The 16,313-nt window shown below is 70.5% G+C and carries 16 protein-coding genes; 12 read left to right on the top strand and 4 right to left on the bottom strand.

Translation table 11 applies throughout. From position 1 onward, the window contains the following. Positions 1–6 precede the first annotated feature (6 nt). Complete coding sequence (locus tag ACFVUT_RS33015) at positions 7–1,227, bottom strand: Glu/Leu/Phe/Val dehydrogenase dimerization domain-containing protein (RefSeq protein ID WP_389657756.1); 1,221 nt, start codon at positions 1,225–1,227, stop codon at positions 7–9. Between the two features lie 565 nt (positions 1,228–1,792). Here ACFVUT_RS33015 and ACFVUT_RS33010 point away from each other — a divergent pair. The 8 genes from ACFVUT_RS33010 (at position 1,793) to ACFVUT_RS32975 (ending at position 8,406) form a co-directional block, all read left to right on the top strand. Beyond that, positions 1,793–2,233, top strand: coding sequence for a PPOX class F420-dependent oxidoreductase (locus ACFVUT_RS33010; RefSeq protein ID WP_389657762.1), 441 nt, complete (start codon positions 1,793–1,795; stop codon positions 2,231–2,233). Positions 2,234–2,332: 99 nt separating this feature from the next. Further along, positions 2,333–3,577 (top strand): MBL fold metallo-hydrolase, encoded by a 1,245-nt coding sequence (locus ACFVUT_RS33005; protein ID WP_389657765.1) that lies wholly within the window; start codon positions 2,333–2,335, stop codon positions 3,575–3,577. A gap of 61 nt (positions 3,578–3,638) precedes the next feature. Continuing rightward, a complete protein-coding gene (locus ACFVUT_RS33000; protein WP_389657768.1) occupies positions 3,639–3,803 on the top strand; it encodes a hypothetical protein in 165 nt (54 codons plus the stop codon). 265 nt (positions 3,804–4,068) lie between these two features. Then, positions 4,069–6,090 (top strand): ATP-binding protein, encoded by a 2,022-nt coding sequence (locus tag ACFVUT_RS32995; protein WP_389657771.1) that lies wholly within the window; start codon positions 4,069–4,071, stop codon positions 6,088–6,090. 7 nt (positions 6,091–6,097) lie between these two features. Further along, a complete protein-coding gene (locus ACFVUT_RS32990; protein WP_389657774.1) occupies positions 6,098–6,532 on the top strand; it encodes a roadblock/LC7 domain-containing protein in 435 nt (144 codons plus the stop codon). A gap of 2 nt (positions 6,533–6,534) precedes the next feature. Then, positions 6,535–6,906 carry a DUF742 domain-containing protein gene (locus ACFVUT_RS32985; protein WP_389657777.1) on the top strand — a complete coding sequence of 124 codons (372 nt, stop codon included), beginning with the start codon at positions 6,535–6,537 and terminating at the stop codon, positions 6,904–6,906. 355 nt (positions 6,907–7,261) lie between these two features. Further along, positions 7,262–7,822 (top strand): ATP/GTP-binding protein, encoded by a 561-nt coding sequence (locus ACFVUT_RS32980; protein ID WP_389657936.1) that lies wholly within the window; start codon positions 7,262–7,264, stop codon positions 7,820–7,822. Beyond that, positions 7,819–8,406: a GAF domain-containing protein gene (locus ACFVUT_RS32975; protein ID WP_389657780.1), complete on the top strand. Its 588-nt coding sequence runs from the start codon at positions 7,819–7,821 to the stop codon at positions 8,404–8,406. Before ACFVUT_RS32980 ends, ACFVUT_RS32975 begins: the two co-directional genes overlap by 4 nt. Positions 8,407–8,577: 171 nt before the next feature. On the opposite strand, the gene ACFVUT_RS32970 is transcribed toward ACFVUT_RS32975, so the two are convergent. Further along, entirely contained in the window at positions 8,578–9,600 is a 1,023-nt protein-coding gene (locus ACFVUT_RS32970; protein WP_389657783.1) for a LacI family DNA-binding transcriptional regulator, read from the bottom strand. A gap of 246 nt (positions 9,601–9,846) precedes the next feature. On the opposite strand from ACFVUT_RS32970, the gene ACFVUT_RS32965 reads away from it, so the two are divergent. The 4 genes from ACFVUT_RS32965 (at position 9,847) to ACFVUT_RS32950 (ending at position 13,460) form a co-directional block, all read left to right on the top strand. Further along, on the top strand, positions 9,847–10,710 hold the full coding sequence (locus ACFVUT_RS32965) for an ABC transporter permease (protein WP_389657786.1): 864 nt from the start codon (positions 9,847–9,849) through the stop codon (positions 10,708–10,710). Between the two features lie 24 nt (positions 10,711–10,734). Next, entirely contained in the window at positions 10,735–11,754 is a 1,020-nt protein-coding gene (locus ACFVUT_RS32960; RefSeq protein WP_389657789.1) for an ABC transporter substrate-binding protein, read from the top strand. Then, on the top strand, positions 11,751–12,569 hold the full coding sequence (locus tag ACFVUT_RS32955) for an ABC transporter ATP-binding protein (RefSeq protein ID WP_389657792.1): 819 nt from the start codon (positions 11,751–11,753) through the stop codon (positions 12,567–12,569). The genes ACFVUT_RS32960 and ACFVUT_RS32955 overlap by 4 nt, the downstream gene beginning before the upstream one ends. A 195-nt stretch (positions 12,570–12,764) precedes the next feature. Then, a complete protein-coding gene (locus ACFVUT_RS32950; RefSeq protein WP_389657795.1) occupies positions 12,765–13,460 on the top strand; it encodes a class I SAM-dependent methyltransferase in 696 nt (231 codons plus the stop codon). A 281-nt stretch (positions 13,461–13,741) separates the two neighbouring features. On the opposite strand, the gene ACFVUT_RS32945 is transcribed toward ACFVUT_RS32950, so the two are convergent. Together ACFVUT_RS32945 and ACFVUT_RS32940 are read right to left on the bottom strand one after the other, a co-directional pair. Further along, a complete protein-coding gene (locus ACFVUT_RS32945) occupies positions 13,742–15,226 on the bottom strand; it encodes an alpha/beta hydrolase (protein ID WP_389657798.1) in 1,485 nt (494 codons plus the stop codon). Positions 15,227–15,461: 235 nt separating this feature from the next. Next, on the bottom strand, positions 15,462–16,313 hold the full coding sequence (locus ACFVUT_RS32940; protein ID WP_389657801.1) for a TIM barrel protein: 852 nt from the start codon (positions 16,311–16,313) through the stop codon (positions 15,462–15,464).

The following is a 16,313-nucleotide window of genomic DNA, read 5'->3' as shown; positions in this document are numbered from 1 at the left end:
GTGGGCTCAGCGATACCAGCCGAACCGTTCCGCCATGACAGGCAGCCGGTCCGCGACGATGGCGTGCGCGGCGGCCCGCGGGGTGCAGTCGTCGGTCTCGGCGCGGGCCAGTGTCCGGTCGATCAGGACTCGCATGGAACGGCGGGTGTGCCCGAACGCCTCGTCGGCGTCCGCGCCGATGTCGCCGAACAGGGTCCACCACCACCAAGCGTTCGTACCGGAGTTGACGACCACATCCGGCAGCACCGTGATCCCGCGCGCCGCGAGCAGGGCCTCCGCCTCCGCGAGCACCGGCATGTTCGCCGCCTCGACGATCCAACGGGCCCTTACCCGTGCCTGATTGGCGGAATCGATCGCGTACGAGACGGCCGCCGGTACGAGTATCTCGGCGTCCTGCTCCAGCCAGGCGTCCGCGGGCAGCTCCCGGTCCCCGTCCCGGAGCGCGCCGCGGTCCACCGTTCCGTGCCCGTCCCTGGCGGCGAGCAGTCCCTCGACATCCAGGCCGGCCGGATTGGCGATCGTGCCCTCGACGTCGGCCACGGCGACGACCGTCAGCCCGGCCCGCTGCAGGAACCGTGCCGTCGCCCCGCCCATGGTCCCGAGACCCTGTACGGACACCCGCGCCTCCCGGTACGGGACACCTGCCCGGTCGAGCGCCGCGAGCGCTGATTCGGCGACCCCGCAGCCGCCGACCAGCTCGTCGAGTCCGATGCCGTCCACCTCGACGGCGAACGCGTCGGCGAGACGTCGCCGCGCCGCCTTCTCGTCGTCGAGCAGCGGATAGACGGCCTGGACCGAGGAGACGAGTCCGGCCTCGGCCGCCGCCCGGTCCACGATGTCCTGGGTGAGCCCCAGGTCCTCGCCCGTCGTCCACACGTTCTCGACGTAGGGGCGCACGGCCCGCAGGTAGCGCACCAGAACGCCGTACGCCTCCGGATCGCGCGGGTCGCAGTCGATGCCGCCCTTGGCGCCGCCGAGCGGTATGTAGCGGGCCTCCGTGTCGTCGGCGTCGAAGTGGAGGGCCTCCTTCATCGTCATGCCGCGAGCCAGGCCCGCCACTTCGTCGAGGGTGCAGCCCGCCCGCATCCGCAGCCCTCCGCTGGACACGCCGCGCACCAGCCGGTCCACGACCAGATGCCCCTGGCGGCCGGTGATGTGGTCGGTCCAGGTGAGCGAGATCAGTGGTGCCGACGGGGCGGTGGGGCGGGACACCGGGGGTGTCGTCATCGGGGGGTCTCCTCGGTCACGGCGATCAGGGTGGGCCCGGGGTGGTGAGGGCCGGGGGCAGGGCACGGGCAAGCGCTTCGGGGGTGTCGGCGCGGGCGCCGTGGTCGCCGTACGCCCCCACCGGGGCGGGCGGGCCGACGGACAGCGGGCTGACGTCGGAGGGCGGACCGATGGCGGCGGCCGGAACGACGCGCCGATCGGCCGACCGGGCATGCCGCCCTCCGAGGACAGACAATTTACTGAACCGCCGGTCAGTATTGGGATCCGGGGCCGCCCCTGTCAATGCGGACTCTGCTGAATCGTCGTTCAGTGGCTGGAGTGTGTCGGTCAAGGGCCTGGGGGGTGCTCCGCCCCGCACCGGTCCCGGAAACGGGGGGAGGGCGAGCGGCACGTGGGTGGTCGCGGGGACGGTCTTCTCCGGGCCGGCCCGGTCGTCTCCGACGGCATCGTGGGACGCCACCTCGGCGGCCGGCGATCACCGGAATGCCGCACGCGGCGCTCGGGATGTGACACGGATTGCGGCCAGGTGCGGAATCCTGCGGAGGGCACGCACGTTGGACCCGGCATGACGGGAATCGACGCACAGCAGGACGCCCTGCTCCACCTGCTCGGCGAGGAGAGCGGCGGCGTACTCGTGACGCTCAAGCGGGACGGCCGGCCCCAGCTGTCCAATGTCAACCACTGCTACTACCCGGACGAGCGCGTCGTCCGGGTCTCGATCACCGAGGACCGGGCGAAGACGAAGAACCTCCGCCGCGACCCGCGGGCGAGCTACCACGTCACCAGCGCGGACCGCTGGGCGTGGACGGTCGTGGACGGTACGGCCGAGCTGTCCCCGGTCGCCGCCGACCCGCACGACGCGACGGTGGAGGAGCTGATCACGCTCTACCGCGACGTCCAGGGCGAACACCCCGACTGGGACGACTACCGCGACGCGATGGTCCGCGACCGCCGCGTCGTGCTGCGGCTGCGGATCGAGCACGCGTACGGGCAGCCGCGTGGCTGACCGGACCCCGTCCGGCGATCAGCCGCTCGGCCGCTCTGCTCTCGCGCTGCCGTACCCCCCGCCCATAATGAGACGACACCGACTCCCTCAGGAGATGTTGTGACCGGCGCTGACCCCTTGCCTCCGCTCCGTACCCGGCTTCGTTCGCTGCGTCCCGCCGCATTCGGCGCCGATCCGGGCGGTGCACGCATGGAGCGCATCCGCCGCTCGCCGAACTTCGCCGACGGCGTCTTCCAGAACCCCGTGGGGGCGCGGACCAGGCCGTCCGGATCCGCGCTGGAGCTTGCGAAGGTCTATTTCCGCAAGGAGGAGCGGGTCCGCAGGGCTCCCGTCGGCACCGTGCCCGTCCACGCCACCACGTACGCCGACCTCGCCGAGCCGCCCGCCACCGGGCTGCGGCTCACCTGGATGGGCCATTCCAGCGTGCTCGCCGAAATCGACGGCCGACGGGTGCTCTTCGACCCCGTCTGGGGCGAGCGCTGTTCGCCCTTCGCCTTCGTCGGCCCCAAACGGCTCCACCCCGTGCCGCTGCCGCTCGCCGCGATCGGACCCGTCGACGTGGTGGTGATCTCCCACGATCACTACGACCACCTCGATCTGCCGACGATCCGGGCCCTCGCGGGTACGGACACGGTGTTCGCGGTCCCGCTCGGCGTCGGCGCCCATCTGGAGCAGTGGGGCGTGCCGGCCGACCGGATGCGTGAACTGGACTGGAACGAGACGGCGAACATCGCCGGCATCAGCCTGACCGCCACTCCCGCCCGGCACTTCTGCGGTCGCGGCCTGCGCAACCAGCAGCACACGCTCTGGGCGTCCTGGGCCGTCGCGGGACCGGAGCACCGGATCTACCACAGCGGTGACACCGGCTACTTCCCCGGCTTCAAGGACATCGGCGCGGAGCACGGTCCCTTCGACGCGACGATGATCCAGATCGGCGCGTACTCCCAGTACTGGCCGAGAAACCACACCGACCCCACGCCGCTCCCCGGGGCGTGGCCGGACATCCACATGACACCTGCCGAAGGCGTGGAAGCACACCTCGACCTGCAAGGACGCAAGCCTCACGGCGTCCTGCTGCCGATCCACTGGGGGACCTTCAGCCTCGCCTTCCACGCGTGGGCCGAGCCGGCCGAGTGGACGGTGGACGCCGCGGCCGACGCGGGCCAGCCGGTCGCGGTCCCCCGGCCGGGTGAGCCCTTCGAGCCCGCAGGTGTCCTCCCCGCCGATCCCTGGTGGCGGCCGGTGTCCCAGCCGATCGACCATCCCTGGCGCGCCCCGAAGACATCGGCAGCCGCGTCCGGAGCCACCCCCCTGGGCGATCTCGACCTCGCGGGGGAACGCTGACGTCGAGCGCTGATATCGAGTGCTGATATCGGGCGCTGATATCGAGCGCTGGCATCAAGCGATGAGCTCGGGTGACGACGCCGGACGTGGCGTCGGCTCCTTCTCCGGCGGCGGGCGCGGCACAGAGGTGGTGCACGCCGCACACTGGCACGGCAGACGGCTCGGCCCGTCCGGCATGACCGGACGGGCCGAGCCGTTCCATGTGTTCAGAGGTTCGCATCCGTAGGCCGTACGAGTGTCTGCCGGCCAGGTGTCAATGCGGCGTAATCGGTCTCTTGTGCGAGAGGCCATACCAGAGCGGGACGGATGGTGGGCAAGTTCGACAACTGCCCGTCGCGCATGCGTGATTGACGACTACCGTGTGTGCCCGGTGATCAACGGTGGGCTCATATCTTTCGAGCCTGGCCGACCGATGCCCCGAGCCTGACCGACCACCGTAGGCGCCACCGCATGAACGTTGCCCCCTGGTGCCCCACGTACCGAGGACACTGATGTCTCAACTTCGCGCCCCCGAAGCGCGACCGGAACGCCGAGAGGGCGGACGGCACGGCCGACCTGGTGCCCGTTCGCACTCGGCCACGGCCAGGACGCGCGCCGCCCGCACTTCCCCGGAGACGCGTATACGGCCCCAACTCCTGCGCACCGCGGTGCTGCCGGTCGTCGCCACGGTGTTGACCGGAGCCGCAGCGGTCATCTTCACCGTCCGCTCCACCGGAGCCCGGCCGTCCATGGAGCTGTGGGTCGCACTGGGCGGGGCGGGTGCGCTGGCCGTCGCCGCGGTGCTGGCCGCGTACCTCGCCGCCAACCGCGTCGCCACCACCGTCTTCGCCCGGTGCCTGGCGCTTCGCCGCGCCAGCGCACAGGGCCAGGCCGAACTCCAGCGGGTGGTGGAACGGCTCCGCAACGGCGAACCCGTGCCGGCACGGACGCCGACGCGGCCGGTCGCTCCCGGCAGCGATGCCTTCGAACTGCTCGCGCAGGAACTCGGCCGCCAGCAGGAAGTCGCCGTGGCCGCGGTCGTGCAGGCGTCGCGGCTCGCCGACCACACCGGCGAGGAGCAGAAGGTCGAGGTCTTCGTCAACCTCGCCCGCCGGCTCCAGTCGCTGGTGCACCGCGAGATCCAGCTGCTCGACGAGCTGGAGCACGAGGTCGAGGATCCCGATCTGCTCAAGGGCCTCTTCCATGTCGATCATCTCGCCACGCGCATCCGCAGACACGCCGAGAACCTCGCCGTCCTCGGCGGCGCCGTCTCGCGGAGGCAGTGGAGCAACCCGGTCACCATGACCGAGGTGCTGCGTTCGGCGATCGCCGAGGTCGAGCAGTATCCGCGGGTCAAGCTGGTGCCGCCGATCGGCGGCACACTGCGCGGTCACGCCGTGGCCGATGTGATCCATCTGCTGGCGGAACTCGTGGAGAACGCCACCGTGTTCTCCGCCCCGCACACCCAGGTGCTGCTCCGTGCCCAGCAGGTCACCGCCGGACTGGCCCTTGAGGTCGAGGACCGGGGGCTCGGCATGCCGGACAACGAGCAGAGGCGGATGAACGCCCTGCTCGCCGACCCCGACCAGGTGAATGTGGCCCATCTCCTGCAGGACGGCCGGATCGGTCTGTTCGTCGTCGCGTCACTCGCCCGACGGCACGGCATCGCGGTCCGTCTGCAGAGCAACATCTACGGAGGCACACAGGCCGTGCTCGTCCTCCCGCAGTCCCTGCTGGGTGCGGCCGGGGACGTTCCGACCGAGGCCGACGCGGCTCCTGTCCCGCCTGCCGGGCCCGTGCACCGTCCGCAGGCCGCGGACGACACCGGCAGCCACCGCCGGCCGAACCCCGGCCTGAACCCGGGGCCGGGCCCGGCCCCGCAGACGGCCGGCCGGCAGGCGTACGTCCCCACTCAGCCGCTCCGCCTGCGTCAACCGCAGCAGCAGACGCGAGACCAGGGCGAGGCACCACCGCTCCCCTTGCGCACCGAAGGGCTCGACCGTCCCGGCCCGGCAGAGGCCCTGCCCGGGACCGGACACACGGACGACCCCGCCGTGGCACAGCCTTCGGAGCCCGGAGCCGTACGCGGAACGATGGGCAGGCCGCAACTTCCCAGGCGCGCCCACCAGGAGCACCTGGTTCCGCAGCTCAGGCAGGCACCGGCGCCGCGAACCACGGACGAGCAGGCCGTCCACGACCCGGGGCTTGTGGCGGCCTTCCGGCGAGGCATCGAACTCGCCGAGGCCCGTTCCGATGCCGAAGCGGACACGGACCATGGCCCGGACACGGGCCTCGACCCGGCGTCCCCGTCCGTCCGGCAGTCTCAGCCCCAGGTCCCACTCAAACCGCTGCCCGTCCGCGGACTCACCGAGACCGCCGCCCGCCGTCACCGGAACCTGTCCGCGGACCCGTCAGCGGACCCGTCGGCGGACCCGTCCCGGAACCCTTCCCCGGACCCGGCACCTTCCCAGGGCCCGTACCCGGATCCGGCCCCGGCCACCGACCCCTTCGAAGCGAATTCCTCCAAGGAGTAGATGCACCATGGCGACCGATATGTCGTCCGGTCAGGTCCCGGACCTCGACTGGCTGCTGAGCGGACTGGTCCAGCGCGTGCCGTACACACGCAGCGCCGTCCTCCTCTCCGCCGACGGGCTGGTGAAGTCCCTCCACGGCATGGACGCGGACAGCGCCGATCACATGGCGGCGCTGGCCGCCGGCCTGTACTCGCTCGGCCGCAGTGCGGGCGCGCGCTTCGGCGACAGCGGCGACGTACGACAGGTGGTGGTCGAACTCGACTCCACGCTGCTGTTCGTCTCCACCGCCGGGTCGGGTACCTGCCTCGCGGTACTCGCCGGTCGTGAGACGGACGCGGCAGTGCTCGGCTACGAGATGACGATGCTGGTCAGGAGCGTCCGGCCCTATCTGATGACTCCGGCGAGACAGGCGGCCGGAACACCGAGCCCCACGGGACTGTGACGGTGTCGGTGCCGCAGGACGGGCCGTTGCTCGACGACGCGGCAGGCCGGCTTATCCGCCCGTACACCGTGAGCGACGGTCGTACCCGTCCGACGACCGTGCTCGACCTGCTGTCGCTGGTGCTGGCCACCGGGACCGAACCGCAGATCCACCTCGGGCCCGAACACTCCGTCGCGCTGGGGCTGTGCGGCGGCCCCACCTCGGTGGCCGAGATCGCGGCCCATCTCCGGCTGCCCGCAGTCGTCACCAAGGTGCTCGTCTCCGACCTGGTGGACTGCGGAGCAGTCACCGCGCACCCACCCGCCTTCCACGACATGCCCACCGACCGATCTCTGCTGGAGGCAGTGCTCGATGGCTTACGACGACAGCTCTGACCGCTTCGGCAATCCCGCTGCGTACGAGAACGGCGCAGGTTCCGAGGGCTTCGGAAGTCACGCAAGCCACGACGGTGCGGAGGACCACGGCGATCCCGTGGGCATCGAAGACCCCGGCGTTGCATATGCCTCCGGCGGCACCTACGGCACCCGTGACGCGTACGACCCCCACGGCACGCACGGCTTCCGCGACGCGTACGACCCCCACGACACGCACGGCAGCCGTGATGCCTACGACGCCCGTGATGCCTACGAACTCCGCGACGCCTACGACCCCCGTGATGCCTACGACACCGGCCCGGCCACCGGAGCCGATGGTTCGGATGGCTCCGAAGGCTTCCCCGTCGCGCTCAAGGTGCTGGTGGCGGGCGGGTTCGGGGTCGGCAAGACGACCTTCGTCGGCGCGGTCAGCGAAATCGCACCACTGAGCACCGAAGAGCTGCTGACCCAGGCCGGCGCCACCACCGACAGTCTCGACGGCGTCGAGTCCAAGACCTCGACCACCGTGGCGATGGACTTCGGCCGCATCACGCTCGACGAGAGCCATGTGCTCTACCTGTTCGGCACCCCCGGGCAGGAACGCTTCTGGTTCATGTGGGACGAACTCTCCCACGGGGCGCTCGGAGCGGTCGTGATCGCCGACACCCGCAGGCTCGCCGAGTGCTTCGCCGCCGTCGACTTCTTCGAGCGGCGCGGCATCGGATTCATCGTCGCGGTGAACGAGTTCGACGGCGCCTACCGCTACGGGCCCGAGGAGGTACGGTCCGCACTCGACCTGGGACCGGACGTGCCGGTCGTGCTCTGCGACGCCAGGATCGCCAGCTCCGGCACGGGCGCCCTGGTCACCCTGGTCCAACACCTGATCAACGCCACCACCGCACCGGTTCCGCTGTCCGGCTTCGGAGCCCACCCGTGACCCGGCACGCCACCGGCCGGCCGTTGCTCACGCCCGTCGACCGCGATGCCGTCGTCCGCACCCGACGGTTGCGGATCCTGGACCTCGGACAACGCGCCGATGCCTCGTTCGACAACTTCGACGCCTTCGCCGACAGGGTGGCCGAAGTGACCGAAGTGCCCTTCTCGATGGTCAACTTCATCGACGGGAACCGGCAGTTCTACGCCGGACTGCACACCCCGGCCGGTATGCACACGGGCTCCGACCTGGGCGTCACGGCTGCGGGCAGCGGACGTGGCGGCCGGTACGTGGCCCTGGACCGCGGCTACTGCCCGCATGTCGTCGTACGGCGCAAGGCGCTCGTCCTGGAGGACGTCTGCGACTACCCGCGATTCGCCGGGAACCCCGTGGTCGACGACATAGGCATCCGCTCCTACCTCGGCGCGCCCCTCATCGATCGCACGGGCATCGCCCTGGGCGCCGTGTGCGCGGTGGACACGGTGCCTCGTCCGTGGGGCAGGGAGGGGCTCGACGCGATCAAGTCCCTGGCGCGGGAACTGGTCGGCCACATCGACCGGCGTGAGGAGAACAGCTTCGGCCCCTGACCGGGCGGGCCCGCGCCCGCGAACTCCGCGAAGAACGAGGTGAGTTCGTGTGGAACTCACTGAGCCGCACCGTCAGCCACCTGTCGTGCCACGGCGAGAACACGCGCCGCGTGCGGACAACCTCACCGGCCTGGATCGACTGCCCGCCGAAGCTCTCGCCGTCGCAGCAGGTCACGCGACCGGCGGCGCTGCCGTGCTTGCCCGCACCACCACCTCGCCCGCCACCCGGACCACTCGGGCCCGACGCCTCGCGGACGGCTCCCGCAGCGTCAGTCCGATCACGTCCTCGCCCATCGAGGTCAGCGGCAGTGCCACCGTGGTGAGCGCCGGCGACAGATCCCGTACCAGCGGAATGTCGTCGAACCCGGCGAGCGAGACGTCCTGCGGAACCCGTAGCCCCACCTCCCGCAGCGCGGCGAGCGCGCCCACCGCCATCACGTCGGTGACCGCGAACACGCAGGTCGGTCGCGACCCGCCGCGGGCCAGCAGCCGACGGGCGGCCGCATGTCCGCCGTCGCGGGTGAAGGCGCCCTCCACGACCAGGTCGAGACCGATCCCCGCCTCCGCGAGCCCCTCCCGGAAGCCCGCGAGCCGGTCGGAGACCGTGGTCAGGGCGGGCGGTCCGGTGAGCACGGCGAACGTCCGGTGCCCCAGCGACACCAGCGCCCGGGCGAGCGCGGCCGCCCCCGCCCGGTTCTCCGGCTGTACGGTGTCCACCCGCAGGCTGCGGTGCCGGCTGACGACGGCCACGCGCCCCCCGCCCCGTACGTAGGGCTCCAGTTCGGCGTCCAGCGCCCGCTCCCACGCCCGGTCCTGGAACCCGGAACCGATCAGCAGGATGGCCCGGGCGCGCTGGGCGCGCAGCATGGAGACGTAGGCGATCTCGCGGGCGGGCTCCCGGAAGGTGGAGGCCAGCATCACCAGCAGATCCTGCTCGGCCGCGGCCCGCATCACGCCGCTCGACACGGCGGCGAAGTACGGATCGCTGACGTCATGGCAGATGACCCCCACCGTACGGTTGCCGGTGGATCCCGCGAGTGCCTGGGCATGGGCGTTGGGGATGTAGCCGAGCCGCTGAGCCGCCGCCCGTACCCGCTCGCGCAGATCGTCGCGTACCCGGGCTGTGCCGTTGAGCGCGCGTGAGGCGGTGGCGGGGGAGACCCGGGCCTCCCGCGCCACGGCGTCCAGCGTCACATGTGCCGTCGCGGGAGGGCCGCCGCGCGGCCCCGGGTGGTGCGGTGTTCCCCGTTCACTCAACTCGACCCCCAAGGGCGCGGTGGTGGCAGGCCCGAAACTTCTCGACGACCTATTGACCGTGCGTGCAGGCAGTCATTAGCGTGGCGAAAACCTTATCAGAAAGCGCTTTCTGAAAGCGCCTTCTCGTCATCGCAGGATCGCACAGCTCTCCACAACTGCCCCTCGAAGTGCAGGGAGTTCACCGTGACCCAGAGCGCGTTGACCAAGAATCCCGCCGAAACGGCGGGTGTTGCCCGGCGGGCCGGACCCTCGGCGGGGGAGCGCGTCGCGCGGGCGGCCGAGCAGAGCTGGCGGCCCGTCGCCCTGCTGCTGGCCTGCTGTGTCGCCTGGTGGGCGATCGCGGCTGCGGAATGGGTGGAGCCCTATCTCGTACCGTCACCCGGAGCGACCCTCGATGTCCTCACCGGCAAGGCCGGTTACCTCTGGCAGCACACCTGGGTGACCACCTACGAGACGCTGCTGGGCTTCCTGATCGCCGTGGCCATCGGTGTCCTGGCGGCAGTCGTCATGGTGTACTCCTCGACCGTCGAGCGCACGCTCTATCCGGTCCTCCTGTTCGCCCAGGTCGTACCGAAGATCGCGATCGCTCCGCTGTTCGTCGTCTGGCTCGGGTTCGGCATCGGGCCGAAGATCCTCATCGCCGTGCTCATCGCCTTCTTCCCCGTGGTGATCTCCATGGTCACCGGTCTCAAGGCGGTCGACCCGGAGATGCTCCAGCTGTCGGCCACGATGGGCGCCAGGCCCTGGCAGACCTTCGTCAAGATCCGCTTCCCGGCCTCGCTCCCGCACCTCTTCTCTGGTCTCAAGGTCGCGGTCACCTTGGCGGTCACCGGCGCCGTCGTCGGCGAGTTCGTCGGCGCGAACGAGGGCCTGGGCTATGTGATCCTCCAGGCCAACGGCAATCTCGACACGCCGATGCTCTTCGCCGGGCTGCTCGTGATGTCACTCATCGGCGTTGTGCTCTTCGTCGCCGTGGAGATCGCCGAAGTGTTGCTGCTCCCGTGGCACGCCAGCCGCCGGGACACCTCCGCCACCACCACGTACTGACTCCGTCGCGAGAAGGGCCAGCCCATGCATGCGCGCAGACTCCTGATCGGTGCCGTACCCCTCGTCCTGGTGGCCACAGCCTGCGGTGGCAACGAGGCGTCGACCACCACCAGCGACTCGGGCAGGAAGCTGGACAAGGTCACACTGACGCTGAACTGGTATCCGTACGGCGAACACGCGCCGTTCTACTACGGCAAGCAGCAGAAGATCTTCGAGAAGCACGGCATCGACCTGAGCATCCAGGCAGGTCAGGGCTCTCAGAAGACGGTACAGGCCACCGCCGCGGGCCAGACCGATTTCGGCTGGGCCGACACGCCCGCCCTGCTCGCCGGCGTCGACCAGGGCGTCCAGGTGAAGAGCCTCGGCGTCTTCCTCCAGACCACGCCGGCGTCGGTGCAGTCCTTCGACACCGAAGGCATCGGGTCACCTGCGGATCTCAAGGGGAAGACCATCGCGGGGACCGCCGGCGACGCGCTCTCCAAGACCTTCCCGATCTTCCTGAAGAAGAACGGCATCGACGCTTCGGACGTCAAGGTCCAGAACACCGACCCGGCGGGCAAGATCGCCGCGGTGATCTCCGGGAAGACCGACGGACTCCTCGGGTACGCCAGCGACCAGGGCCCCACCATGCAGGACAAGGCCAAGAAGCAGGTCTCGTACCTGCGGTTCTCCGAGAACGGGCTGAACTTCTACTCCAACGGCCTGCTCGCCGGACAGAAGATCCTCACCGCGAAGTCCGAACTCGCCGCCCGCATGGTGCGGGCCGTCAGCGAGTCGTGGGCGGCGGCCGAGAAGGCCCCGGGTCCGGCGGTCGCGGCGATGGACGGAGCCTCGGAACAGCTGCCGCCCACCACGGTCCTGACCGAGCAGTTCAAGACGACGCTCACACTGCTGCACACTCCGGCGACCGAGGGCAGGGCGCCCGGCGTGAACGACGAGGCCGACTGGCAGCAGACCATCGACGTGTTCGCCGAGGCGGGCATGGTCGGCAAGCCCAAGGCCGTCGCGGACTACTGGGACGAGAAGACGGCGCTGAAGGGATGACGATGCCCGAGCAGTACACGACGCGGACCAAGGCACCGGTCCCCGCCGCCGCGGTCGGACTCTCCGACGTGGCGGTCCGGTTCCGCAGCAGGAAACGGGACGTCACCGCCTTGCGCGAGGTGTCGCTCGATGTGGCACCCGGCGAGTTCGTGGCCATTGTCGGGCCGTCGGGATGCGGCAAGTCGACCCTGCTCAAGCTCGTCGCCGGACTGCTCAAGCCGTCCTCGGGCGAGGTCCGGCTCGGCGGCGAGCAGGTCGACGGGGTGCGGCACGACATCGGCTACGTGTTCCAGCGCGCCGCCCTCCTGGAATGGCGCTCGGCGCGCCGCAACATCCTGCTCCAGGCCGAGATCCGGAAGATGCCTCCGGCGCAGGCGCGCGGCCGGACCGACGAGCTGATCCGGATGACGGGCCTGACCGGCTTCGAGGACGCGTATCCGCACGAGCTGTCCGGCGGAATGCAACAGCGTGTGGCGCTGTGCCGTGCGCTGCTGCACGAACCGCCGGTGCTCCTGATGGACGAGCCCTTCGGCGCGCTGGACGCCCTCACCCGCGAGCAGATGAACATGGAGCTGAACCGCATCTGGCGGGAGACCCGCACCACCGTCCTGCTGGTCACCCACTCCATCTCGGAGGCCGTCTATCTGGCCGACCGGGTCGTGGTGATGAGCCCGCGCCCCGGCACCATATCCGAGATCATCGAGGTGGGCCTGGGCGCGGAACGGGAGTACGGCGAGACACTGGGCCGCCCGGAGTTCCGGGCCGCGGCCGCCCACATCCGCGACCTGCTGGGCGCGGCCTCCGCGCACGACTGACGGTCCGCACATGGAGCCGGTACGCCCCTGGGGATCACACACGGTCACCATCCGGCTGGGTTCCCCAGGGAAACGGCGACAGCTGAGAACGAGCCGACCACAATCAGACCCAAGTCAGGGCAGCCGTTGACCGGACGCACCCTCGGTTGCGCAAAACCGCTCGCGGTCGGCAGTCACCGGCGCGATGCTGTCACGATGCCTGCAGAGACCGCATACCACGACGAAGTCGGCGACTACTTCGCGAAGAACGCCGAAACCAGCCCCTACAACGCACACACCGACCGGCCGGCGATGCTCGCGCTGGCGGGGGATGTTGCCGGACTGAAGATTCTCGATGTCGGCTGCGGGGCCGGGCACTACGCGGCCGAACTCCTGTCGGGTGGTGCCGAGGTGGTCGGAATCGACGGCAGCGCAACTCTGCTGGATCACGCGCGGGAGCGACTGGGTGACCGGGCCGAACTGCGCATACACGACGCGGAGGAGCCGCTGGACTTCATCGACGACGCGTCGTTCGACGGAGTCGTGTGCGCATTGATGCTCCACCACATCGCCGATCGGCCGCGTCTCCTCGGCGACCTGCGACGCGTCCTGCGTCCTGGAGGGTGGCTGCTGGTCTCGACGACCCACCCGACAGCTGACTGGCGGAAATTCGGTGGCTCGTACTACGCCGAGGACTGGGTTGACCTCCCGCTCGCCGGGGGGCCGTTGGCAGTCCACTACCAACGCATGCCGCTGGAAACGTTCCTGAACGAGCTGCTGGTCGCCGGATTCACGCTGGAAAGACTCATCGAGCCCCGCCCGGCACCCGGCCTGCGAGAACTCGACGAAACGGCCTACAACAAGCTCCACCAGGCTCCGTGCTTCCTTGCTGTCAGGCTCCTGCGGCCCTGACAGCGCGCCATCCCCGCCCCACGGCGAACGCGCCCAGTCACCGCCCCGTCTCCCACGCACCAGAACCGGCGGCACGTGAATACGCGAGTCCACCAGTACCGAGGGTCTCACCGGCCGGTGCGACTGCCTTGATCTCTTCGGGGCGGCTGTGTAGTTGAGGAAGGGGCAGACCAGCCCGTATGCCCACCCGCAGTCCTGGCAGAGGGTCTGGTGGGCCGGGGCGTTGCCGTGGCGGGAGATGCCGCCCGGATCCGCCCCGTCCGGATTCGGACGGCAGGCTGTCAGAACGGCACGGCGGGGCAGCTGGTGCCCCGTGGTGGGACTGCCAGGTCGGTGAGGTAGCTGTCCACGGCGTCCTCCATGCACGGGCCGCTGGTGACGCTGCCGTGGCCGTGGCCCTCGTAGGTCAGGAGCACGCCGCTGCGGCCGAGCTGCCGGGCCACCGAGACCGCCCACGGGTAGCCGGTGGCGGGGTCGTGCAACGCGTTGGACACCAGGATCGGCGGGGCACCGTGTGCGTCCAGGCGCTGCTGCGGGTTGGCGGTCGGCGCGCCCAGACACGCCGCTGTCATGTGGATCGGCAGCAGATAGGGCAGGTCAGGCGCGGTCGTTTTCATCATGGCGACGAGCGAGGCGTACTCCTGGTAGCCGCGCACTGGCAGATGCCAGTCCGAGCAGAAGACCGGGGCAGCCGGAGGCAGCGGCGCTGTCGAGGTGGGCGACGCGGGCACCGGCCTACTCGCGTCCATCCCCGCGATCCCCGTGGCCAGGCCCGCGTAGTCGACCTTGTAGAACTTCCGGAACGCGATGTTGTTGACCAGGTCCGAAGACGCCAGCGAGGTGCCCGGCTTCGCCGGGTCCTCCAGCTCGCCGCGCCCGGCCCGCGCCAACAGGCCCTGCCAGACGGCGCGGATGTCGCGGCCGTGCAGCGCGCAGTCCGCGGCGCCGTCGCACCACTTCACGAACTCCTGGAATGAATCCTCCGCCGTGACCGCTTCGGCCCGCAGGAAGTCACGGGCGGCCGGGACGCTGTGGTCCATGACGCTCTCCAGCACCATCGCGCGCACGCGGCGCGGGTAGGTCTCGGCGTACTGTGCCCCGAGCAGCGTGCCGTACGAGCTGCCGTGGAAGGTCAGCTTCCGCTCGCCGAGGGCGGCCCGGAGGGTATCCAGGTCCCGGACGGTCTGGGCAGTGTCGAGGTGGTCGAACACCGGGCCGGTACGGGCCCGGCAGTCGGCACGGAGCCGCCTGTTGTACGCCATGGTGGCGTCGAAGTCCGCCTGGCTCTTCAGCTCCGGTGACGGCCGCTCGGCAAGCAGGTCGCCGGAGCAGGTCACCGGGTTGCTGCCGCCCACGCCGCGCGGGTCGAAGCTGACGATGTCGAACCTGCGACGGACCTCGGGGCTGAACCGGCTGATACGGCCCACCACCATCTCCACACCCGAGTCGCCCGGCCCGCCGGGGCCGAACACCATCGAGCCGACGCGTGCGCTGGGATCGGTGGCCTTGCGGCGGGCCACAGCCAGGTCGAGTCTCGGCCCGTCCGGATGGGCCCAGTCGACCGGCACCGAAAGGCTGGCGCACTCGGCTCCCGGCTTCTCCGGGTCGTCACACGGTGCCCACCGCAGGGCCCCTGTGGCAGACGGCGACGCGTGGACCGCAGGAGCGGCGGCGAGGCCGGTGACGACGGCCATGGCGGCTCCGACGACGGTGGCCGTGCCCCGTACGCCGATGCGCCGTAGTGCGGATCTGCCCCTTGACGGCATGGATCCTCCTCGTGAAGAGAACGGTTGTGTCAGGCGTGCGGACCCGGCCGGGGCACCGTCGTCACGTTAGGTGCACTGTCGCCCATGTGGGGCCCCTGTCAGGGGCTTTTCCGGGTCGGGTCGGGGACCGGTCAGGGGCGATGTCCGGTAGCGGCCGTTTGCCGCCCGCCGAACACAGGGCGGCCCCGGGCTGCGGAACGCAAGCTGCCCGGGGCCGCCCTGTGCACCTGCTCGCTCAGTACCGCAGCCGGGACAGATAGGTGTAGCTCGCGAGCGCCGAGGCGAACGGATCAGCCGGCGCGTCGTGCTCCACCAACCACTGCTTCACACCGCCCCGCCGCGCCGTGTCGAACATCGCCGGGAAGTCCAGCACCCCCGAACCGACGTCCGCGAAGTCCCCGTTCGGCGCCATGTCCTTCACGTGCAGCGCCGGGAAGCGTCGCGGATGCCGTACGAAGAGCTCCCCGGGTGCCGAGGCGCCTCCGTTGGCCGCCCAGTACAGATCCAGCTCGAAACCGACCAGGTCCGGGTCGGTCTCGGTGAGCAGGATGTCGTACAGGGCGACGCCGTCCACCACCTGATGGTCCGTCCCGTGATTGTGGTACAGCAACTTCAGACCCGACTCGCGCGCGGCGAGCCCGATCCGGTTGAACTCCCTGGCCACTTCCCGGTATCCGGCCGGGCTGTGCAGCGAACCCGGCAGGCTGGGCACGACAATCCACTTGCCGCCCAGGGTGTGGATGTCCTCCAGAGCCTGGGGGAGTCCGGCCCCCTTCAGGATGTCGTAGCCGACATGTTCCAGGACGGCCCGCAGCCGGGTCTCGTCGAGCATCCGCCGGATCTCGGCCGCGCTGTGACCGTGTCGGCCGCTCACCCCGACCGTGGCGTAGCCGATCCGTGCCAGCCGTTCGAGGGTGCCTTTGAAGTCCGTCGCCAGCGGCGTACGCATGGTGTAGAGATGCATGCCGATCGCGGACGGCGGGATGCGGCGGCGGCGGCCGTTCGCGGCGGCGGTGCCGGTGCCGAGCCCTGTGGCCGCGGCGATGCCGACGGCCGAACCGAGGAACGTGCGTCGTGTGCGGTTCAT

The sequence above is a fragment of the Streptomyces sp. NPDC058051 genome (genome assembly GCF_042885475.1).
Lineage (GTDB): Bacteria > Actinomycetota > Actinomycetes > Streptomycetales > Streptomycetaceae > Streptomyces.
The sequence above is the reverse complement of the archived record's forward strand: the minus strand, read 5'-3'. Positions and strand labels throughout refer to the sequence as shown.